The sequence below is a fragment of the Leifsonia sp. RAF41 genome (assembly GCF_052114085.1).
In the GTDB taxonomy this organism is placed as follows: Bacteria; Actinomycetota; Actinomycetes; order Actinomycetales; family Microbacteriaceae; genus Leifsonia.
In genome coordinates this window covers 194,254-214,529 of sequence record NZ_JBFREB010000001.1, presented here as the reverse complement: position 1 = coordinate 214,529, position 20,276 = coordinate 194,254, and the positions used below count along the sequence as shown (strand labels likewise).

The window sequence follows — 20,276 nt, the reverse complement described above, 5'->3', positions numbered from 1 at the left end:
ACGAGCTACCGGCGGCCGGCAACCGCACTGCCCGATGGTCGACCCGGTTTCCCGTTCCAGTGACGTCAGCGGTTTAAGGGGTCGGGGTGGACCATCGGCAGACGTCTCGACTCGCGACGTCTCCCGAGCTGATGGCTGCGGTCCGCGATCGTTCGGCTCGACTCACCACGCGCCCATCGCCCCCACAGTTGGTCCTCCAGCTCAACCGTTCGAGAAGGATTGGTCCGGAGGTGCCGGTGGTGTTCACGAGTGGCATCGACCGGTTGAGCCCACCATCCTTTTTTGATGCAGACTTGACCTTGTCCTATGGGACAAGGTTTACGTTCGACGCGGAGGATGTGATGCGGATCGGTGAGCTCGCGCGGCATGCAGGTGTGACACCCAAGGCCGTGCGGTACTACGAACGAATCGGGCTGTTGGAACCGCGACGTTCTTCCAACGGGTATCGCGAGTACGACGAAAGCCACCTTCGCGCTGTCGTTGAGATTCGTGGCCTGGCAGCCACGGGGATCAGCGCGCGTAAGGCGACACCATTCCTCGAATGCCTATCGCTCGGCCATGACCACGGGGATGACTGCGTGTCATCGCTTGCGGCCTACCGCGACAGCATTACGGAAATCGACCAGATCATCGCAACCCTCCAAGCCCGCCGGGCGCAACTCGTCGAACGACTCGACGAGGGCGCTTCCCGCACCTTCCGCAAGGAGATAACGATGACCGACTACACCACCCTGCCCGCCGGCCTCCCCGTCCCAGAGGACGACGGCGCCGCCGCGCACCTGCCCGGCATGCCCGTCCCCTCTCTGCCCTTCGCGGCAACAGACGGTCGCGAGATCGACCTCTCGCAGCTCGACGCCGGCCGGGCGATCGTCTACCTCTACCCGCTCACCGGCCGACCCGGAGTAGACCTGCCTGACGGCTGGGACTCCATCCCCGGGGCTCGCGGGTGTTCGACCGAAGCGTGCGATTTCCGCGACCACTTCGACGAGCTCGCCGCCGAAGGCGTCACCGCCGTGTTCGGCATGTCCAGCCAGGACTCCGCCTATCAGGCCGAGGTCGCCAACCGGCTCCGCCTGCCGTTTCCGATGCTCTCCGACGAAGACTTCCGTCTCCGCGACGCACTCACCCTGCCCACATTCGCAGCCGAGGGACACGACCGGCTCTACTCCCGCCTCACCTTGGTCATCCGCGACGGACATGTCGAGCACGTTTTTTACCCGATCTTCCCGCCGAACACCCATGCCCAGCAGGTCCTCGATTGGCTGCGCGAGAACCCGGCGTGACCGTGTATACCTCGACCTTTATCTTTCACAGCAAGCAGTATGACGACGAGTTCCACCGCCTGAATAACGAGATCGCCGAGCGTGCCCGCCAGATTCCCGGCTTCCTGGGTGAAGAAGCGTGGGAGAACAACCAGAACGGGCTGCATTCGGAGGTGTACTACTGGGAATCGCTTGAGGCGCTCCACGAGCTGATCGGAATGGATGCGCATCGGCAAGCCAAGGGTGCCCACGATCGCTGGATCGGACCGTACCGTGTCGTCATCGCCGAAGTCATCTCCGAGTACGGGAAGAAAGGGTTGGCGATCGAGTTCGCGCCCTGACCTAGCGCCATATACGACCCGCCAAGATCACCAGAGACGACACTGAATGAGCTTCGCTGATTTGGAGTGTGTCCGAATTGTGTCCAAATCGACCGAGAAACGAAAGAACGGCGGCTGTCCAACAGCCGCCGTTCCCAGTGTTTATAAGGCTTGTAGCGGGAGCGGGACTCGAACCCGCGACACCACGATTAGGTTCCGGTAGATCTGTTTGGAGCTCGTAGGGCGAAAACTGCTTGATTTTCTGAGGTTCTCGATCGCCTTGGATCTCGTTGGATCGCTCTCAATTCGCTTCAATATGCGGGGTAAATGCGGGGTGGTCTCACCTTTGAAAAGTTGACAATGAGAACGCTGTGGCACTAGCCGCATCGCGGCACTTCGATCACCGCGGTGCCATGATCGGCTTTGTGACCGAAGACGACGGCGGAGCCGACACGGAAAAGAGTGAGCAAACCGCCGATACCCTCTCGGCTGAGATCTTCGATCGAGGCGCGTCCCTTGTGCTTGCGCTTATCAACTTCCCCGAATGGATCCATCGCAAGGTTGAGTCAGTCTCCTTCCTTGCCGGAAAGCGCGGTCGGCGGCGAGTGTCTCTCGATTGCACGCCGCCAGCACTGTCCTGGGCGAAGGATCCAACCGGAGCCACTACCTCGATCTACGTGCCTTTGACTTTGATGAGTAAAGGTGTCCTCCGAGATCTGGATGTTTCCGACGACACCGGCCGTGCGCTGCCGGTCTTGAGCACAGCCGAGAACGCTCAACTGGCTGCATCCGCACTAGCCTTCCTTGTCAAGTTTGAACACGGTGTCACGGTGGCGACAGAGTACTGGGCTCGCCTCAATGCGGTAGTAAGCGGCTCAGAGCCTGAGTCACGAGAACTAGCTCAGGTGATCGTAGATGAGCTCAAACTCGACGTACTTGCCGCAGGGATCTTCCTCGACTTGGCGAGCAACTTCATTCTTGCGACCGTGCTACCTGCGACCGCAAGCAATGTGCGAACCGTCCTCAAATACAGTTCTCACTGGGAAGCAGGAATCGCCTCACCGTACATGCCATGGTGGAAGAGGAAGCCCAGTGAGTTCTGGACTCGCCTCCGCGCAGGGACTGGGCACAAGTCGATCCGCTTGTGGGTCAGCTTGTACGCAGTCGAATACGTCGACAGTTACCATCTGGAGGTCAACGCTCCCGATGGCCTACTCTGCTCACGAATCGAGATGCCGCCGGATAAGAACGGGAACTTGCCGCTCGACACGGATCGGACGCCCGTTGGGCATGTGCACGCCCATTACGACCCAGTCCATCGGCCGGCAGGACCGGCGGTCGTCCGCTTCGCACTTGATCAGGCCGGTCCTCTGGGTCGGACAGCGTTGATCGCCGGTTCCATGTGCGTGCTTTTCGCCATCTTCTTGTTTTGGCCATCCGCTCAGACTGATCTTCGCGAGGGCCTCGACGCCGCAACTACACTGCTCTTGTTTGTGCCTGCACTTCTCATCGCGCTGAACGCTCGGGGAGTCGAGAGCGAGTTCGTTCGATGGTTCTTGCTTCCACTTCGCGTTCTCTCAGGCGGCCTATCCATCGTTCTTGTCATCGCTGGTGGTTTGTTAGTGATGAGGGCCTCCGACGCCGTCAACACCGCTTATTGGTGGGCAGCGCTCGTCGGGTCCGCCGCTGTCTTCGTGTTGACGTTCTCGGGACTCGTCCGGCTCAAAGTCGGAGCCAAGGGCTAACATACGAGCATGGCTAAGGCGAACAAGCACAAGCACGCATACGAGAGCGGCTACTCGGCGTTCGTCATCAAGTCGTCGGAAGGGCGGCGGGCTGGCATCGACGCCAAGGATGCTCGCAAATACGAATCCCAGCGCGATGCGATCCTAAGGGGGACGCAACAGGCGAAGGCTGGTCGCGCATAGTTGTGGCGTCACCGAGGTTTCTGTTCGCCAACGCTCTCGTCATATCCGCCGCGTCCGCGTCGCTCATTGGTCGACGAGACGCCGGGATTTGAACCCTGACGTAGTCCTTGAGCGGTCTCGAGGTGCAATCAAACCCGCGGGATTTCGCGCTTGTTTACTCACATGGGGCGGTCCTCGCTGACTAGAGTTGCGGGGCATTGTGGGGATTCGGCGCCGCACATCAACACCGGAGCATATGCCTAAAACCGGCCAGTGCCCACTAGAAATTCGTCTGCGACGAGCGCGGGCGAGCCGGGTGAAGGGCATCACGGGTCAGAGCGAGACGACGTCGGTGAACCGTGTCAGCGCTGGCGGTCCGGCCAAGTAGTCGCCCAGTCTCGAAGCGCCGGGCCCAGCCCGCCAGGCGCGGTAGGCCTCGTCATGCTCGAGCGACTCCCAGTGCTCGACCGCAATCACGTGTGCGGGGCCGGTGACGTCCGTGACGACCTGCACGCCGAGGCAGCCGTCGAACGCGCGCGTGTCCGCGAGGATGTCGAGCAGCGCGCGGGGCCCGTCCTCGAGGTGGTCGGCCGCAAAGCGCACGTCGAGGAGGGAGGTGACAGTCGTGCGGGCGACGCTAGCACTGGGACGATGCTCAGTACGCAGGTGCGACGTTTGCTTCTGTCTCGCGAGGTCCTCGCCTACTTCCTGACTCTGTGCGGTTTTCGTTTTCGCAGTACCGATTAGAGCGACGCTAAATTCGCTTCAATGTACGGGGTGAGCGCGGGTTGAGTACTATTTCGTTTCCGCCCCAAGGGAAGTCGTCGCAGTGTCAGCGCCGTGAACGGCCGCCGCACGCTCTGCTGAAGTGGAACCGCCGACTGCGTAGCCGGCGTTCATGAGTCGCCGACGCTCGCCCTGTTGGAGCAGCCAAAGTTCAAACGGGTCAAGCGACTTGCCCAGAGGCGGCAGCACTGCCAACACGAGCCCGGCAACTCCCACCAACCCGGCCACGATCACCCCCACCCGGTCGGAGGGGTCCGGCCTAGAAATTAGGATCCAGGCGGCCCAGCCGATGAGAATGAGCGCGCCCGCTCGGACGGTCCACACGGTGGCGGACCTCACTCGACGGGCAACTGTTTCGGAACGCATTCGGATGTTTCGCCGCTTCGTCGCTTCGTCCTCGGCGTGACGTGCCATTTCAGCTTCGAGGCGGCGGTTCGCCTCAAAAACGTCAGCGAGCTGCTGCTCTGCAACGGCGCGTGCACTGACCTCTCTTGCGCGGTCACTGGCAGCCGATTCTGCGGCTGCAGCGGCGGTCGCCGCCTCTTCCTGAAGAGCCCGGACTTTGCCCTCCAGTGGCGCAGCGACCTCATCTCGGACTCGGTTGAGCGCGTTAATCGGCGACTCGATGCTCACGGCTTCGCTTTGGCCGAGCGTCTCTTCCATGAGGGACTGACGACTCGCTCGGCTGGTCCGAAGGAGGACGGCCTCATCGGCGCTCACCGCGTTGGTCGACTCCAGGTGTTCGACCTCATCCAGGTATCGGGACCAAGTGCTAGGGCTGGGCTGCATCCCGGCGTAGGCGGAAGCGAGGAGCATCTCGCGTGGGGTATCCGGTCCCGAGGCCGGACTGCGCACCCATAGGATGCTCGCCACCGCGTCAGTCGTGATGGCAAGCGGGAACCCGTCTCCCCGCTCATCGAACTCAACCGCCCCCATCACCAGGTTCGCGTTGGAAGTGACCAAGACTGCGCGACAATGCTCCAGCCCTTTAGCCTTGCGACCCTCCCGAAGCCTGTGCGTGGAGGACAAGGAGATGACGTCGTTGATGCGCGCTGAGTCCTGGAAGTAGTGGACCTTCGACTGAATAAGGTCTTCAAGCCTTGTCTCGTCCAAACCGTATTTGTAGTAGCCGTCCGGCCGAGGAATCACCTCGATCAGCGCGTCGGACAGGAGGTCTCGAACCTGCGATAGAAGCAGCGCCAGGTCTGCCGGTGACGCTCCGATGTCAGCGAAGTGCAGGTAGCCGGTGGAGGTCGAGCGGCTGCGACTACCTTTTCGGAGAGCCTGCGCAATGTGCTCCAAGATCCCCTCGAGCTCACTCACACTGTGGTCGAAGGTCACCAGCTTGGCAGACTGTGTTCGCGCAAGTTGGACGAGCTGTTTTGCCGCGACTTGCGCGAACTCGCCGTGAAATCCAAGCACGTCCATCAAGACGGGTGTGTCGAACACGAGACTGAGATCCGCCAGCGAATCCTTGAAGCCCGAAGTGTCAAGCAAGAGGACAGCGGCGAGCATGGCACCCTTGGCAGCCTCCACGACATAGCCAAATCGCTGCTGGTCCTGCTCCGCCAGATAAGTGACGAAAGACGCCACTAGAAAGTCGGCACCTGGCGTCTGTTCAGTCGCCTGTCCCTTCCCACGGAGACCCTGGTTGAGGAGCGGGGCAGCGTGCCGCTCGAAATAGCGGGCGAGAAGACCGCCAGGATTGTCGGACAAAACCTCAGCATGATCAGGGAATCGTTCTCGTACGAACGAGCCGAAGGACGCAATCAGGTCGGACTGCCGCTGTTGGTACTGGGTGACTTCCTGCTGGAGTGCGGGCGCTGCGGCCAGGCCCTTTTCGGTGATGGATACGGCCTTGTCTCCGACGCTCTCTGTCAAGCCCGCACGTCCGGCTCCGCGGAGAAGCCTTCGGACAACCAAGGACGGGATTTCGATGCCGAACTTGGCGCGGATCGTGTCCGCGATCGCATTTCGTTCGAGGTACGGCTTTGATGATTCGGCCAGTACCGATAAGACGAACGGCCGAAAGCTGTCCAAATAGGCAGTTGCGTTTGAGTTGTAGTTCGCGCGGAGTACCGCGTAACCAAGCAAGGTGTTTGCAGACGCTTCGATGATGCAATTTCCTTTCGCGGAAGGGCGGCTCAACAGTATCGGGAGGCCCTGACCTTGACGGCTCCGATTGGCCCGAGACGGGCTGACTGACGTCTTCTGGGCGGCCGACTACGCGCTCGCCGGCGTCGCGAGCTGGGCGGTAGCTGTCTGCCCCGCTTCATCGGCTCCCGCTCCGCTTGGGGCCGAAGCTGAGAGCGGTGCCCCATCGACAGTCAGCGGCACAGCATCGCAGGGACGCAATCCATCGATGCCTTCTGACGCAAGAGAATCTGACCTTTCCTGGACCTGGACAGCCGCAACCACACCGGCGTTAGGAGCTCCAGAGGAGAAGAGTCTGCCGATCGCGCCCGCATACGCTTTTGCCTTCTCCGACGGCCTTCGCAGGTCGATTCCTGCGTCGCGAAGGACCACGCGAGCACGACGAGCGCGGACCCACTGCAGGATTGCAAGAATCAGAAAGCCGACACACAGCGCTAGAGCAACGATGGCCGCGATGCCATTTGCTGTTGCCGTCGCGCTATCGATCGATTTGCCGGGTGCCGGCTTCGGATTGAGGAGCCCGTAGGTCATGATGCCCGACCAGAGCGCGTAGGCAAGAAAGATTGCGGCCGCAAGATACGATGGCACAGCCTTATGGACCAGTCCCACGTACGTTGCGGAGACCCGCCTTAGTGCGACGGTTACCGTTTCCAGCTGATCTTTTTGTGATTTGTCGCGGCGCTCTTGACCGACGGAGGGATCTAGGCCGCGAGTGCCCAGGTGCTCAAGCGTGGACTTGACCTTCAGTAGCCCCTCGATTCTCTCGAACGAGCGCTTCTCACGTGAAGCACGAAGGGCGGTCCAGATGGTCCACCCGAGGGTAAGAACTCCGAGGATGAGCGTTGCGATGTCGTTCAATATCAAGGTGACTTTGCCAGATCGGTAGGGTCAGCGGTCGGTGACTCCAGAGGCTTCAGCCACTACCTATCCGACCACCCCCGGATTCCAATCGTCTCGAAAAACTGAAGCCTCATTCATCCCCAAAAGGGGTGATGATTCTCCGGCCGTTCGAACCTGGTGCGGCGTCGACGAGCGGGAAGGAACTGACTTTTTCCTGAGCAGATACAGGCGAGACTACTGCTCAGGTTCGGATTCGTCCCGAGGTATGCGCTGATAGCCGGCACGCGTTGCGTCTTGAAGTCGCATCGTCGCGATTGTGAGCCGTGTGCTCGTATGGCAGGGTTCGCATGCTCTGTGCGAAGGTCGAAAGTCGCGGAAATCCAAGGAATCGCGGCCAATCGAGCCGCCTCCAATCACACGCACGTCGCACAAGTGTGTCCAAATTGTGTCCACGTACTCGCTCAGCAGGTCGGGCCGGTGCTGACTCGCACATCGACGAACACGGTGGGATTTGAACCCCTGCCGCGGCCCCCTGAGCGGTTCCCAGGTGCCCTCAAATTAGCGAGATGACGCGCTTGTTCACTCACATGGGGCGGCCTTCAAGGACCTCAGTGTGGGCTCTTTGTGGGGGCTCGTCGCCCGACGTCGATCTCCAAGTACGGGCTGAAAATGCGGCACTCCCCCCTCACGATTCGTTTCGCGTGGAGCGCGGCGTCAAGTGGGAGCGAGTCGGCTCAAGCTATCGAGAGTCACAGTGACACGACGTCTCTGAACCGTGTCAGTACTGGCGGTCCCGCCAGGTAGTTGCCTAGTCCCGAAGCGCCGGGCCCGGCCCGCCAGGCCCGGTAGGCCTCGTCATGCTCAAGCGATTGCCAGTGCTCGACCGCAATCACGTGTGCGGGGTCTGTCACATCCATGGCGACCTGCACACTAAGGCAACCGTCGAAAGCGCGCGTGTCCGCGAGGATGTCAAGCAGCGCGCGCGGTCCGTCCTCGAGGTGGTCGGTCGCAAAGCGCAGGTCGAGGAGGGAGGTAACAGTCATGCGGGCGACGCTAGCACTAGGACGCCTGCCGACTCACGCCGCTGTAGTGGCAGCCCACGGAGATGTTGGGGCCTGCCAAGTGGAAGACCCGACAGTCGACAAACGCCATCAGTCCTCTACGCGGAATCGATTCATCGCGTAGGCCTCCCCGGCGCGCGCTCTCTCCCCCGAGAAGTCGGGTGCAACACTGCCACAGCTGATGAAGGCCTGACTTGTAATGTCTTCACGTGACTGAATACCCGACTCCCACCCCTAAGCTGACGATCCCAATCGTTGCACAGCGGGTAAGGCGGCTCTCCGGCACCTACACGGTGGCCGGCTCGACGCGATCGGCTGACGTTGACAACGCCCGCATGGTCACGGTCGTCGTGGACGATGAGCAGACCTTTGTGGAGGACGCTGGCAGTAGCGGGGACTGGATAGCTCTGTACACAGGCGACACGGCGCACGACCTCGATACGGCCGGCATGACCGTGTCCCTGATCGCTCCCTTGTCGGTCGCAGGTATCCCCATTTTTGTCGCCTCCACCATGTCAGCAGACCTGGTATTCGTCCCCGCGCGTTCCTTTGAGGCCGCCGTGTCGAGCTTGGTCGCGGCAGGGCACACCGTCGTCGACGAGCGCTCCGATGGGCCCGGCAACGAAAGTTGAGCTCGATCCTGCCTGACGGCGCTAGCGTTCTTGCGCCAGGGTCTGGAATACCGCTCCTCGCTCAGGCTCGTGTACCGGGTATCGAACGGGATGCAGAACTGACGATGCGGCGCCCCCAGGACGGCATCTAACCAGTGCACGCGATGGCGTCGGCGTGGTCCGGTCGATATTCGCCACCCGCTTCTGGGCGCCTTCGACACGATCCTTGGTGCCGGACGAGTCGGAGGCGCCCGCGGCGCCGGCACCGGGAGTGGCGGCGGTCACGCGGAAACCGACGACGCGGTCACGACTGCGCAGCTTGGTCGGCAGAACGGGCATCGTCGAGGTGTCCGCTGTGGACTGCGCGCAGGGTGGCGATTGCCTCGTCCCGCCATGCGCGGGCGGCGGGCATGATCTTCGTGAACGCGCTGGAGGGATGGATATGGCCGAGCTGCAGGGAGGACGTGGCGGAAACGCCGGCGTCCCGGAGCTTCTCAGCGTAGGCCTCGGCGTCGTCGCGGAGCAGGTCGAACTCGGAGGGCATGATGTGGGCCGGCGGCAGGCCGGCGTGAGTTTCCGCGAGTAGGGGTGAGGCGTACGGGTCACGTGGATCGCCGTCCTCGCCCAGGTAAAAGGTCACGAGCCGTTCGACGTCTTCGCGGTGGAGGGCATAGTTGGAGCCGAGTTCCGCGTCGGAGTGTGAGGGCAGGCTCATGGTGAGGTCGACTGCCGGCACTTCGAGAAGTTGAAAGAGGATAGTGGGACCGTCTTCATCGCGGTTCTTGAGGCACAGCGCGGCAGCGAGGTTCGCGCCGGCCGATCCGCCGCCCACGGTGATCCGCGACGCGTCGACACCGATCTCGTCGGCGTGCTCGATGACCCAGAGCAGTGCGGCCTGGCAGTCGTTCAGCGGGATGGGGTGCTGGTGCTCGGGTGCCTTCCGGTAGTCCACCGTGATGGCGACGCAGTGGGCGCCGACGGCTCGTTCCCGGCCGATGATGTCCGTGTATACGCTCAGCCCGGTACCGGCGACCCAGCCGCCGCCGTGGAAGTACAGGTGCGCGGGAAGCGTCTCGCCCAGAGAGGGGCGGTAGATCGCCAGAGCGATCGTGCCCCCCTCGACGGGAATGTGCACGATGCGCTTCTCAGCAACGTCGGGACCGGGTTCCGCGACCAGCTCGACCAGGGCAGCCCCGTCCGCCTCGCTCTGGGCGCGCCAGGCGGGGAAGTCGATCTCGGCGGGCAGCGGGGGGGTAGGGACGAAGGCGGTGAGGATCGGATCAAGTGGCATGAGAATTCCTTCTGACGTTAGAGGCAGTGGCGTAGTGCGCGGCAGAGTTCTTCCGCCCGGGTGTCGGATTCGCCGCCGGGGCGGAGGGTCTGGTATCCGAGGGCGACCTCGCCTTCCAGGCGGGCGAAGCCGAGTTGCCCTCCAGCGCCGTCGTGGCCGAAGCTTCCCTCGCCGGCCATCTGCCGGGTTGCCGAGTTCAGCATGAAGCCGGTCCCCCACCGGTGGCCGGCATCGACACCGACGAACGGGGCCCCGGCGGAGACTGGGAGGCGCGCATCCCGGATGGTGTCCGGTCGCAGAAGCCGGATCCCGTCGACGTCGCTGACGGTCGCCGCATACGCCCGGGCGAGGTCGTGCGCGGACGTGACCAGATTCCCCGCGGCGATCTCATAGGAGAGGAACTCTGGTCCGTTCGCGCTGGCGAAGATGTCCAGGCCGTCGAACGCGCCGTTCATCCCCATCACCCGCTCGATCAGGTCAAGGTCTGAGATGGCAACGGCCGCCGGGGGGGTGCTGGGCAGCGGCTCACCCAGAGGGGCGAAATCCGCATCACTCGCGCCGATTCCGAAGGTCATCGACAGCCCGAGCGGGCCGGCGACCCTGTCACGGAGCCATTCGCTGGGTCGCTTGCCCGTGGTTCGCCTCAGTACTTCTCCCGCGAGCCAACCAATGGTCAGAGCGTGGTAGGCGAAGGCCGTGCCGGGCTGCCAGAGCGGCTCCTGCCGGGCGAGGGCGTCGGTGACCGGGAACCAGGCGCGCAGTTCTTCGACGGTCATGGTCTCGTCGGGAGCTATCAGGCCGGCTCGGTGCGCCAGTAGCTGCCGCACGGTGAGCCGCGTTTTGCCCTGCGCGCCGAATTCGGGCCAGTACTGCGCGACGGGTGCGTCGAGCTCGAGCAGGCCTTCCTCGGCGGCCATCAGCAGGCAGACCGCGGTGATCCCCTTGCTGACGGAAAACATCACGCTCCGCGTGTTGCGGGTGAAGGGGCCGCTACCGGTGCTGCCGCCCCAGAGGTCGACGACAAGTTCGCCGTCCACGTAGACCGTGCATGCCGCTCCGGTGTCACCTCGCTCGGCGAAGTTCTCGGCGAAGGCGTCCGCGACCTTCCCGAATCCTTCGGCCACGTACCCGTCGGTGCTGATCAACGTCATCATCGTTGTTCCTGGGTCCTCACGCCGAAACGGCGGTCTCGTCGACCGGTTCGGTCTCATGGTCGAATTCGTTGATCATGCGGCCGCTGCGCACCCCCCACCAGCCGATCCCGACACCGACCGCGGCGAGCACGGACATCACGATCAGGAACCCTGGCAGCGATGTGGTCAGCAGCACCGGGATCGGGGCGAGCAGAAGCGCGGGGACCAGCCGGGCCCCGGAGAAGATGACTCCCTGGCCGGTCGAACGCAACAGGGTCGGGAAGGCCTCGTTGACCCATACCCGGAAGATCGGCTCTCCGCAGAACACGGTGCCGAACCCCGAGGTGAGGATCATCGCCACCAGGGTGATGAGGCTCACGCCGAACACCACAGGGATCAGATACGCGGCGACGAACATCACTCCGCCGATGAGGAAGAAGGTGAGCCGGAACCGGGTGTCGACCACGCGCATGAACAGGTACTGGACGATGATCGCCAGAGGTACCAGGAGCAGGATGAAGACGGAGAACTGGGAGACGGGGACGCCGGCGAAGTTGGCCGCGATGTACGCTGCGTAGGAGCTGACCAGCGTGATCGGGATGCTCACCAGTGTGAAGAACGCCGCGAGGACGAGGAACGGGAAGCGCAGCGGCGGCTTCACCAGGTCACGGAACCGGGTTCGCTCCGCTCGGATGGTGTGGATCCCACTGCGTCGCTCATTCCGGGCCTGGGTCCATGACGCCGATTCCGGGATGCTGAGCCGCAGAACCAGGACCAGGACCGCGACGATAGCGATCATGCCGAAGATCGCCTGAGCACCGGCCCTGCCCATGCCGCCAGTGAACGTTGCAACGAGCACGGCCGCGCCGATTCCGACGCCGGCGAGCAGGTTCGACAAGACGAGGATCTTGCCTCGGTTCTCATCGGTCGCAGCTTCCGCGATGGTGGACAGCGATACCGGAATGTCCGCGCCGATCGCAATTCCCATGAGGGCGATGCCGGCGAAGATCACCGGGAACTGGGTGCCGAAGGTCGCCATGGTGGCACCGACCGCAATGAGCAGCATCGTGGTGATGAAGACGCGCCGGCGACCGAAACGGTCCCCCAGCCGACCGCCGATGATGGCGCCCACTGCGACGCCGAAGGTCAGCACACTGGTCAGCAGCCCGATCTCCTCCGGTTTCAGCCCGATCGTCTGCTGGTAGATCACCAGCGCCAAGCCGGTTCCGACCAGGGCCGCCCCATCTACGAACGATGCCATCCCCGCGACCCAGCCCACCCACCAGGGGTTCACGGCCCGTCGCTGTGGTGCTGAGAGCTCGGTCATTGTCTTCTCCTTCGAAGCTGGACCCCTTGCCCGGAGCCCTGGCTGACTTCCTCGATCAAGGACGCAAGCCCGACCATACCGCAATTTTAGCCATATTGAAAGTATTCGTCGCGGACAGGTTTCGATGTGGCTAAACTTGACGGAGAGCGTTGGAGGCAGCCAGGAGCGGAGGAGCCCGTGACAACCACAGAGCCACCGGCCGAGCGAGCGAAAGGCAGGCGGGGCCGGTACGCGAACGGCCAGCAACGTCGGGAAGAGTTCGTCAACCAGGCGTTCGACCTCTTCGCCAACCAAGGGTTCCAGCGGCTCTCCCTCCGCAAGATCGCGGAAGAACTGGGCGTCAGCCACGCCGCCCTGAGCTACCACTTCCCCGCGAAAGAAGATCTCCTCGAAGCCGTCTTCGACAAGCAGACCGAGAACGACCTCCCCTTGCTAGAGAAGGCGCTCGCCGAGCGGGGCATCCTGGACCTTCTCCCCGAACTGATCAGGCAAAGCGAAACGACGCCAGGCCTCGTCCTGCTCGACGCGACTATGCAAGCTGAAAGCATCCGCCCCGTACACCCCGCGCACCGCTACATGAAACAGCGCATCAACCAGCTCAACATCGACGTCAACCGTGAACTCGAACGGGAACGCGATCGCGGGCGCATCCGCCCCGACCTTGACCTCGAAATCGCCACTCGCCAACTCACCGCGATGATCAGAGGTCTGCAGCTGCAATGGCTCTACGACCCCACTATCGACATGGAAGCGCACGTAGCGCCCTTCCTCGAGTACCTACGCTCGTGATTCCGTTTTAGACCGAACGGAACGTCCGTGACCGGCGTCGCAGTGCCGGCGGCCGGGCCGCGGAGGATACGGGGCACCAGCCGGGCCGTTCCCGGCGGAGAGATCGAGAGCGAGTGGAAGCGGCGCAAGTGCCGGTGGTGTCCCCCTCGTGGTCGGGAGTTGAACCGAACCGTACAATCGCTGTACATGATGCGCTGGCCCATCCCGCGGAGCAGCTGCTGGGCTGGTCAGTGATCGGGCGCGCTGAGGGCGACCCTGCCGATGTGCGCATTTTCCGGTTGCAGCGTCAAGCTGCCGGCTCGGTCCTGATCGAAGTCGACCCGGCCTGAGCCGTGGGTACGAACAAGCGCTACGCGTCTACTCCAAACCATTGTCGGAGATCACGGAAGCGGCCGAGCGAACGCCGCGACCGATCAGCATCCCGGAGGATGTGGTGCGGGCCAGCGGTCGACGCCGGGACGAACCGCAACCCGTGCCGGTGATGGTTCACGTGCCGGTCCAGGTGGCCTACACCGACGTGCAACTGGTCGACGGTGAAGCGCTGGCCTGGACAACCGGCGGCCTGGTGTTGATCCGCTACGTTCCCGAAGGGTCCCGGTCCCCCGTCTATGTGTGGGTCGCCGGGAACCTCGTTCACCGCAAGTAGCATCCTCACCTCAGAGGAGCCGCGAGCGGCGCCCCGCTTGTTGAGGGGTTGTCCGCCTGCCTGGCGAGCTGATCGTAGGTCGCTGCGGCGGCTGCGTTCCGGGCTTTCGCGGCATATCCTCGCTGCGCTGCGGTATTCCACGGACCCGGCACTGCACCGCCCTTCGCTTCCCTTCCGATCCTCTTGCCAGACAGGCGAACTAAACCAGTTGATCGGAGAACACCATGAGCGACACCACCGCAGTTGCGGGCACCATCAAGCACCTGGACCCGCACACCCTCCTGTTGGAAGAGAACGTACGACCCACCGCACCCATCACCCCCGCGTTCGTGCAATCCATCCGCGAAAACGGGGTCCTCACCCCCGTCCTCGCCCACCAAGGTTCGGACGGGACCATCACCGTGCGGGCCGGGCAACGCCGCGTCTTCGCCGCCCGCGAAGCAGCACTCACCACCATCCCCGTCTACCTCGTGGATGCCGACGAAGTGACGACGGAGCGGATCGTGCAGCAAATGGTCGAGAACGACCAGCGCGAGCCACTCAGCGACGGTGACCGAGCCGCCGCGTTCCAGCAACTCGCGTTCGAAGGCCTCACCATCACCGCCATCGCCCGCCGCACCGGCAGCAAAACCCGGGAAGTCAAAACCGCCCTCGCGATCACCGAAAACGCCGCCGCAGCAACCGCGCTCCAGGAGCACCCGCTCACCCTGGACCAGGCCGCCGTGCTCATCGAATTCGACACCGACGAACACACCCGCACCGAACTCATCCACGTCGCCACCACCGATCCGGCCCAATTCCCGCACGCGGCCCAGCGGGCACGCGACGAAAAAACCCGCAACCAGGTCAAGGCCGACGCGGAAGCCGAGCTGGTCCATCGTGGGTACGAAATCCTCGACACCGACCCCGGCTACTACGACACCCCGTACACCCGGATCAGCGAACTCCTCACCGCCGAGAACGAACGGGTCACCGTCGAACAGATCCAGAACATCGCAGGGCGTGCGGCACATGTTCGCGTATACGCCGACGGCGAGCCGAGCGTCACCTACTTCCTCCACGACGCCAAAGCCGCAGGATTTCACACCTACAACACCAGCGGCTCAAACAGCGGGCCGATGACGGAGGAGCAGAAGGCCGAACGGCGCACCCTGATCGCCAACAACAAGGCCTGGGCCTCCGCCGAAGTCGTCCGCCGCGACTGGCTCACCACCCTCCTCAGCCGCAAAACACTCCCCAAAGACACGGGACTGGTAATCGCACGAGGTCTCACCGTGCACCGGCAGGCGATCAGCACCGCCACCCGGGAAGGCAACGAACTCGCCCACTTGCTGCTCGGTGTGGAACCCTCCGGCTACTTCCAAGCCGACAAGCTCGCCGCCCTCCTTCAGCACAGCCCGGGCAAAGCACAACACGTGGCGTTGGCGATCGTGCTCGGGGCGTGCGAGAGCGTCACCAGCAAGCAAACCTGGCGCACCCCGTCCCCGACGGATGCCGCCTACTTCACCCAACTCGCCGCCTGGGGCTACACCCTCAGCGACGTCGAACGCATCATCACCGGCACCGACAACCCCGAGCAAGAGGTCGCCGACGCCGGCTAAGACTGAATCCAGGTGTGGGTCCCGCCACGGAGGGCGGGACCCACCACCTTGTCTCAGCGCCCAGGTCAGTCGAGTCCTTGCAGCTGCGCGCCAGCTGTCGGCGCCGCGACCACCGCACCGCCTGCCCCGCGAACCCGATCCAACGCCAGGAACGGCACACACGCCGTCTCAGCGGTCAGCGCCGCAAGGTGCCCGATGGGTGTGTGGGGGTCGGCGGCGATCGCCCACCCATCCGCCGCATACCGAGACACAATGTCCACGCATTCCTTCTTCTCCTCCGGGCTCGGACTGGTGGAGCCGACCACCCCGATCAGTCCCCGTTGCAGTTCTGGGCCCATGTGTGTGGTGTCGATAATGAATACCCGCATCCCAATCACTCCCCTGCTCGATCGTTTTGTTTGCCTTTCCGGCGGAGAGATCGATGGCGAGTGGGAGCGGCGTGAGTGCCGGGACCGTGGAATACCGCACTGGAGCGAAGCGGAGGGAGGATATGCCGCGAAAGCCCGGCACGGTAAGCCGCGGGAACGAGCTACGATCGCCCCGCGGAAAGACACACAAACCCACAAAAACAGCGCCGCCACAGGCGGCTCAACAGGTTCCGGTCGGCGGACGCCAGCTGAGGTTGCAGCTGATCTCCGACGCCCCCGACCCATCTATCTGTCACGAGATCGGCTGGCACTGCCCATTCCGAGAAGCCGGACCGGTTCTCGACGATCAGGTGGTCGGTGAAGTGGCGAGTTTGAGCCGGTTCAGGTCCGGCATCCAAACGAATGGGTGACCTTTCCGGCGGTTCATCGTAGTTCGCTACCGCGGCTGCGTGCCGGGCTTTCGCGGCATATCCTCGCTGCGCTCCGGTATTCCACGGACCCGCACTACGCCGCTCCCGCTCACCATCGATTCCCCTTGCCGGAAGGGCACACACAAAAGTCGTCCACACGGGAGAAACCAATGAGCACCACAACCGCACACCGAGCCGGTTTGAGCGCCGACGAACAGAAGGCACGCGCCGAAGCGCTGCACGACTCGATCAGGGAACAGGTGGAACAACTCAGAAACTCGGAGAAGTGGCGGGCGTTCTTGGACTTTGCCAGCGCCTTCCACACCTACTCGCTGAACAACCTGCTGCTGATCCTCGCCCAGAGTCCGGGCGCAACTCAGGTGGCCGGGTTCCGGAAATGGCAGCAGCTGGGACGCCAGGTCCGCAAAGGCGAAACCGGGATCCGCATCTTCGGCTACTCCACCAAGAAGGTCACCGAAGAAGACGACAAGGGCGAGGAACTTGAGCGGCGACTTGTCCGGTACCCGATTCTGACCGTGTTCGACATCAGCCAAACCGACCCCATCGACGGTGCGGAAGTCACCAGCAGCATCACTGAGCAGCTCACCGGCACTGACGACCACGGTGTCATTAACGCCCTCACCGACTACCTAGTCGCCGAAGGGTGGAGCATCCAATACCGTCCGCTGCCCGGCGCCCGAAACGGGAGCACCAATCCCGATTCGCGGGCCGTGGTACTTGATGACGGGCTCAGTGTTGAGCACACCGCCAAAACGCTGATCCACGAAACCGCGCACATCCTGCTGGGACACACCAGCGACCCGCTCGACTACGTGAGCCACCGCGGCGTAATGGAGGTTGAAGCGGAATCCGTGGCGTACATCGTCGCCGGTCTCGCCGGATTCGATACCAGCGCGTACAGCATCGGCTACATCACCGGGTGGGCCGACGGCGACACTAACTTGATCCACGCCACGGCCGCGCGTGTGCTCGCGGCAACCCACCGCCTAGCGTCCGCCATGCAAAGCGCAGCCTCAGCCTGTCCCGGCTCGGCACCCGCTCTCGGTGGGATTTGAACGCACTTTGGCCGACCCAGCCGCCGTTGACGAGCACCAATTACCCCGGATTTACCTGGAAGTTTGGCCCACCTACTCACATATGCTCACCTCAATTCGCAGGCGTTCCTGCACCACAATGCACCACACACGGTCGATCAGAGTTGCTCCGACCGCTGCCGGCTCAGAGCGTCCGTAACATTGTCGAGGTCGTCCGGAAACAGCGCCGCATATGTGTCCAAAGTCACCGTCGCGGACGAACGACCGCTGCGGCGAGAATGTCTTGCGGGGATAGTTACAGTGCCTCGTCCAAAGGCACGCGGGACATTGGCAGACGCAGTCGTGCCTCGGCAAAGGTGCAGCCTTCGGCCCACCATCTTTTGGACGCGAGCTACAAGCGCCAACTGCAAGTCATCCGTTCGGATGTTGCGCGTTCACAGGGAGCCGCCAAGACTGGCGGTATGGGGGAAATCATGCACAAACGCAGTCAGCGGCGAGGTCTTCGCGCCGCGCTCACAATCGTTGGGGTGCTCGTTCTGGCCTTCGGCCTCTACTCGGGGCTGGTGATCATCGGCTCGGCGACGACCAACACCTGCCAGCAGGAGGGGCCGTCTTCAGCTCTAGCGCTCGTCAGCGAGAACAGCGACGTGGTGCAGCAGGGCCTTAGCTGGTGGCCGCTTGGCCGCGCGTGCGAGTGGGCGCGTGCCGATGGCAACGGCACCGTCACTACCTACAGCGGCAGCCCCGCCGGCACGGCCAGTGTTTACGGTGCAATCCTGGTGGGCGCCGGCCTGCTCACACGAGGCTTGTGGCGCTCGACCCACAACGAAACGCGGGGCCGAGCAGTAGGGCTCGACCCCGCGCAGCATTCCGCCTAGGGGCAGGTGACGGCCGTCGGGGCCACGTCGCCGTAACTGGAGGACGTCCAGCACTTGTTCGGGTCAGCGATCCAGCCGCGGTCGGTGCTCAGCGTCAGGCGTGAGTCGCCAGGCAACTGCTTGGTGCCCATGCAGTCGGTGAGAGAGACGCCCGGAACGCAATTGCCGTTGTCTACCTGCTGGATGCCGCCGCCGAGCTTGCTGGAGCTGGTCACGCCTATCTGCGCGTCGATGTGGGTACTAACCTCGTACATTCCGAACGAGTCCCCCGCGAACCTCTGCGGATACTCGAACCCGATCGTCATCGCGTTGCGACCGCAAGAGTCGAATAGGTCATTCAGGTCCGCGTACGGATACGCCGAGCTCAGATCCCCATTCGGCGAGAAGGTACTCCAGGAGTACCAGTTGTAGTTCTTAGCGATGAACTGGTCGCGGAAATTCGGTCCGCAGATGTAGCCGGGAACCACGCTCCCGCGCGTCCCGCCTGCGCCGTTGTAGAGATCGACGCCCGCCTCCAGGCCGAAAGCGACCGGGATGTTTGCCGGCGACGTAGCGCCGGTCCAGCTCATCGTCATGTCGAAGTACTGGTGCACCCCAGACCGCTTCGTCTTCGAGTACACGCTGTACGGCTTCCACCCATTTGCCGCGAGAGCCACGGCCCCGCCACTCGCGGCGGCTGCGCTCTGCTCTGGGGTTGCCGCTGCGAGCTTCGCCTTCTTGCCGGCCGGCACAGCGGCGGGCTTGAAATCGGGGCGACCCGTCTGGATCGCCGCGGGAGCCGCTGGTGCAGAGCGCGCGTTCTGCTCCGTCTTCGGACGCTCGATCACGAGGCCTGCGATGCGCGGCTCGGTACCGTAGAGGTCCCGAAAGCCGGCGAGGTAGTCCGCGGCGCTCTGTCCACTCGCGGAGAAGTACTCCCCCACAACCTGGTCGTTCTCGACCCGGTATCCGACCACGGCGGATCGCCCAGAAGCGAGCTTCTCTGCCTGGTCGAGTGTGACCCCGCCGGAGAACGGCACGACGACGTGCTCGATCTTTGTCGGATCCGGCGCCTCTCGTGCGGGCCACTCCCCCGTGGCCGCGTACGACGGCACCGCGATGAGCGATGCCATCACTACGAGGGCAGCACTTAAAGCGGTCGCTGATGATCTTTTCATTCGTATCCCTTTCACTCATAAACGAGGAGAAGGGACGTCGCCCAAGTCATTCCTAGCGGGCCATTGGGATGTAGGTCAAGGACCGATCTGTCTACCCTAGATACGAGAGAGCGTGGGTCCATCTCGTGGCCGACGGCGAAGGCGACGAGCGTGCCGATCGATCCCCACGACAGACCGGATGATTCCCTCACGATGTCGGGCCGGACGGTGCGCCCCTTCCGGTCGCAGGTCGAGATCTCGGCGGCTGTCTTTGTGGCTGACCCACGGGATATCCAGACATCCGAATGGACGCCATTCGTGTAGTCCGTCAGCGCCCACGGACGTCGGCACCTCGGGCATGCCGATGGTGCCACGCGGAAGCCGCTGCTGCGCTGCCCCGAGGATCGGGACGGAACAGCGCAGGATGCAGTCAAACGACCGAAGTGGGAACGACCCCGAGTTCTTGTAGACCCTGGGATAGGCGAGGAATCGCCCGTTTGAACGTTGAACGGAATCGCGCATTGGGACACGCCCGTGGTGCTCGCTGCACCGCCGGCGCTTCCGGATCATCAGCCACGTCAACAGCCTGCGCCGCCCACGGCACAATATGCACCGCACACGCACCACGACGCCTTCCCACAAGCAGAAAACCCCCGCATTACCAGGGGTCTTCTATGGCGGTACCGGTGCCATTTGAACTC

At 63.4% G+C, this 20,276-nt stretch carries 19 protein-coding genes; 10 read left to right on the top strand and 9 right to left on the bottom strand.

Annotation, left to right across the window (positions count from 1 at the left end; all coding sequences use genetic code 11):
* Nucleotides 1-230 precede the first annotated feature (230 nt).
* From AB4Y74_RS01105 to AB4Y74_RS01090, 4 genes are all read left to right on the top strand, one after another.
* Nucleotides 231-1,283 (top strand): MerR family transcriptional regulator, encoded by a 1,053-nt coding sequence (locus AB4Y74_RS01105; protein WP_441797274.1) that lies wholly within the window; start codon nt 231-233, stop codon nt 1,281-1,283.
* The gene (locus AB4Y74_RS01100; protein ID WP_441797273.1) at nt 1,280-1,603 is read left to right on the top strand and encodes an antibiotic biosynthesis monooxygenase family protein; all 324 of its coding nucleotides are present in this window, start codon (nt 1,280-1,282) and stop codon (nt 1,601-1,603) included. Before AB4Y74_RS01105 ends, AB4Y74_RS01100 begins: the two co-directional genes overlap by 4 nt.
* A gap of 404 nt (nt 1,604-2,007) precedes the next feature.
* Entirely contained in the window at nt 2,008-3,327 is a 1,320-nt protein-coding gene (locus AB4Y74_RS01095; RefSeq protein ID WP_441797272.1) for a hypothetical protein, read from the top strand.
* 9 nt (nt 3,328-3,336) lie between these two features.
* Nucleotides 3,337-3,510 (top strand): hypothetical protein, encoded by a 174-nt coding sequence (locus AB4Y74_RS01090; RefSeq protein ID WP_441797271.1) that lies wholly within the window; start codon nt 3,337-3,339, stop codon nt 3,508-3,510.
* 312 nt (nt 3,511-3,822) lie between these two features.
* Here AB4Y74_RS01090 and AB4Y74_RS01085 read toward each other — a convergent pair whose 3' ends face one another.
* From AB4Y74_RS01085 to AB4Y74_RS01070, 4 genes are all read right to left on the bottom strand, one after another.
* The gene (locus AB4Y74_RS01085) at nt 3,823-4,092 is read right to left on the bottom strand and encodes a putative quinol monooxygenase (RefSeq protein ID WP_441797270.1); all 270 of its coding nucleotides are present in this window, start codon (nt 4,090-4,092) and stop codon (nt 3,823-3,825) included.
* A 192-nt stretch (nt 4,093-4,284) separates the two neighbouring features.
* A complete protein-coding gene (locus AB4Y74_RS01080) occupies nt 4,285-6,423 on the bottom strand; it encodes a winged-helix domain-containing protein (RefSeq protein ID WP_441797269.1) in 2,139 nt (712 codons plus the stop codon).
* Between the two features lie 75 nt (nt 6,424-6,498).
* Complete coding sequence (locus AB4Y74_RS01075; protein ID WP_441797268.1) at nt 6,499-7,287, bottom strand: hypothetical protein; 789 nt, start codon at nt 7,285-7,287, stop codon at nt 6,499-6,501.
* A 731-nt stretch (nt 7,288-8,018) separates the two neighbouring features.
* The gene (locus AB4Y74_RS01070; protein WP_441797267.1) at nt 8,019-8,312 is read right to left on the bottom strand and encodes a putative quinol monooxygenase; all 294 of its coding nucleotides are present in this window, start codon (nt 8,310-8,312) and stop codon (nt 8,019-8,021) included.
* A 227-nt stretch (nt 8,313-8,539) separates the two neighbouring features.
* On the opposite strand from AB4Y74_RS01070, the gene AB4Y74_RS01065 reads away from it, so the two are divergent.
* Entirely contained in the window at nt 8,540-8,962 is a 423-nt protein-coding gene (locus AB4Y74_RS01065; RefSeq protein ID WP_441797266.1) for an ACT domain-containing protein, read from the top strand.
* A gap of 283 nt (nt 8,963-9,245) precedes the next feature.
* Here the strand turns inward: AB4Y74_RS01065 and AB4Y74_RS01060 are convergent, their stop codons facing one another.
* Genes AB4Y74_RS01060 through AB4Y74_RS01050 form a run of 3 tightly spaced genes read right to left on the bottom strand, consistent with a single transcriptional unit; the run spans nt 9,246 to nt 12,692 of the window.
* The gene (locus AB4Y74_RS01060) at nt 9,246-10,232 is read right to left on the bottom strand and encodes an alpha/beta hydrolase (protein ID WP_441797265.1); all 987 of its coding nucleotides are present in this window, start codon (nt 10,230-10,232) and stop codon (nt 9,246-9,248) included.
* A gap of 17 nt (nt 10,233-10,249) precedes the next feature.
* Nucleotides 10,250-11,383, bottom strand: coding sequence for a serine hydrolase domain-containing protein (locus AB4Y74_RS01055; RefSeq protein WP_441797264.1), 1,134 nt, complete (start codon nt 11,381-11,383; stop codon nt 10,250-10,252).
* Between the two features lie 19 nt (nt 11,384-11,402).
* The gene (locus AB4Y74_RS01050; protein WP_441797263.1) at nt 11,403-12,692 is read right to left on the bottom strand and encodes an MFS transporter; all 1,290 of its coding nucleotides are present in this window, start codon (nt 12,690-12,692) and stop codon (nt 11,403-11,405) included.
* A gap of 177 nt (nt 12,693-12,869) precedes the next feature.
* Here AB4Y74_RS01050 and AB4Y74_RS01045 point away from each other — a divergent pair, with 177 nt between their 5' ends.
* The 3 genes from AB4Y74_RS01045 to AB4Y74_RS01035 all read left to right on the top strand — a co-directional run bounded on the left by AB4Y74_RS01045 (nt 12,870) and on the right by AB4Y74_RS01035 (nt 15,728).
* Complete coding sequence (locus tag AB4Y74_RS01045; protein WP_441797262.1) at nt 12,870-13,481, top strand: TetR/AcrR family transcriptional regulator; 612 nt, start codon at nt 12,870-12,872, stop codon at nt 13,479-13,481.
* Nucleotides 13,482-13,851: 370 nt separating this feature from the next.
* Complete coding sequence (locus AB4Y74_RS01040) at nt 13,852-14,127, top strand: hypothetical protein (RefSeq protein WP_441797261.1); 276 nt, start codon at nt 13,852-13,854, stop codon at nt 14,125-14,127.
* Between the two features lie 224 nt (nt 14,128-14,351).
* Complete coding sequence (locus AB4Y74_RS01035; RefSeq protein WP_441797260.1) at nt 14,352-15,728, top strand: ParB/RepB/Spo0J family partition protein; 1,377 nt, start codon at nt 14,352-14,354, stop codon at nt 15,726-15,728.
* Nucleotides 15,729-15,793: 65 nt separating this feature from the next.
* Here the strand turns inward: AB4Y74_RS01035 and AB4Y74_RS01030 are convergent, their stop codons facing one another.
* Nucleotides 15,794-15,988, bottom strand: a complete 195-nt coding sequence (locus tag AB4Y74_RS01030; protein WP_441797259.1) for a hypothetical protein — start codon at nt 15,986-15,988, stop codon at nt 15,794-15,796.
* Between the two features lie 688 nt (nt 15,989-16,676).
* Here AB4Y74_RS01030 and AB4Y74_RS01025 point away from each other — a divergent pair.
* Both AB4Y74_RS01025 and AB4Y74_RS01020 read left to right on the top strand, forming a co-directional pair.
* Nucleotides 16,677-17,582, top strand: coding sequence for an ArdC-like ssDNA-binding domain-containing protein (locus AB4Y74_RS01025; RefSeq protein ID WP_441797258.1), 906 nt, complete (start codon nt 16,677-16,679; stop codon nt 17,580-17,582).
* A gap of 440 nt (nt 17,583-18,022) precedes the next feature.
* Nucleotides 18,023-18,439, top strand: coding sequence for a hypothetical protein (locus tag AB4Y74_RS01020; protein WP_441797257.1), 417 nt, complete (start codon nt 18,023-18,025; stop codon nt 18,437-18,439).
* On the opposite strand, the gene AB4Y74_RS01015 is transcribed toward AB4Y74_RS01020, so the two are convergent.
* A complete protein-coding gene (locus AB4Y74_RS01015; RefSeq protein ID WP_441797256.1) occupies nt 18,436-19,551 on the bottom strand; it encodes a hypothetical protein in 1,116 nt (371 codons plus the stop codon). The two genes, AB4Y74_RS01020 and AB4Y74_RS01015, sit on opposite strands and share 4 nt — an antisense overlap.
* Between the last annotated feature and the right edge of the window lie 725 nt (nt 19,552-20,276).

Excerpts from the sequence above, each read along its gene's own strand:
- AB4Y74_RS01090 (WP_441797271.1), top strand. The coding sequence starts at position 3,337 with ATGGCTAAGGCGAACAAGCACAAGCACGCATACGAGAGCGGCTACTCG.
- AB4Y74_RS01070 (WP_441797267.1), bottom strand. The coding sequence starts at position 8,312 with ATGACTGTTACCTCCCTCCTCGACCTGCGCTTTGCGACCGACCACCTC.
- AB4Y74_RS01060 (WP_441797265.1), bottom strand. The coding sequence starts at position 10,232 with ATGCCACTTGATCCGATCCTCACCGCCTTCGTCCCTACCCCCCCGCTG.
- AB4Y74_RS01055 (WP_441797264.1), bottom strand. The coding sequence starts at position 11,383 with ATGACGTTGATCAGCACCGACGGGTACGTGGCCGAAGGATTCGGGAAG.
- AB4Y74_RS01050 (WP_441797263.1), bottom strand. The coding sequence starts at position 12,692 with ATGACCGAGCTCTCAGCACCACAGCGACGGGCCGTGAACCCCTGGTGG.
- AB4Y74_RS01035 (WP_441797260.1), top strand. The coding sequence starts at position 14,352 with ATGAGCGACACCACCGCAGTTGCGGGCACCATCAAGCACCTGGACCCG.
- AB4Y74_RS01025 (WP_441797258.1), top strand. The coding sequence starts at position 16,677 with ATGAGCACCACAACCGCACACCGAGCCGGTTTGAGCGCCGACGAACAG.
- AB4Y74_RS01020 (WP_441797257.1), top strand. The coding sequence starts at position 18,023 with ATGGGGGAAATCATGCACAAACGCAGTCAGCGGCGAGGTCTTCGCGCC.
- AB4Y74_RS01015 (WP_441797256.1), bottom strand. The coding sequence starts at position 19,551 with ATGGCATCGCTCATCGCGGTGCCGTCGTACGCGGCCACGGGGGAGTGG.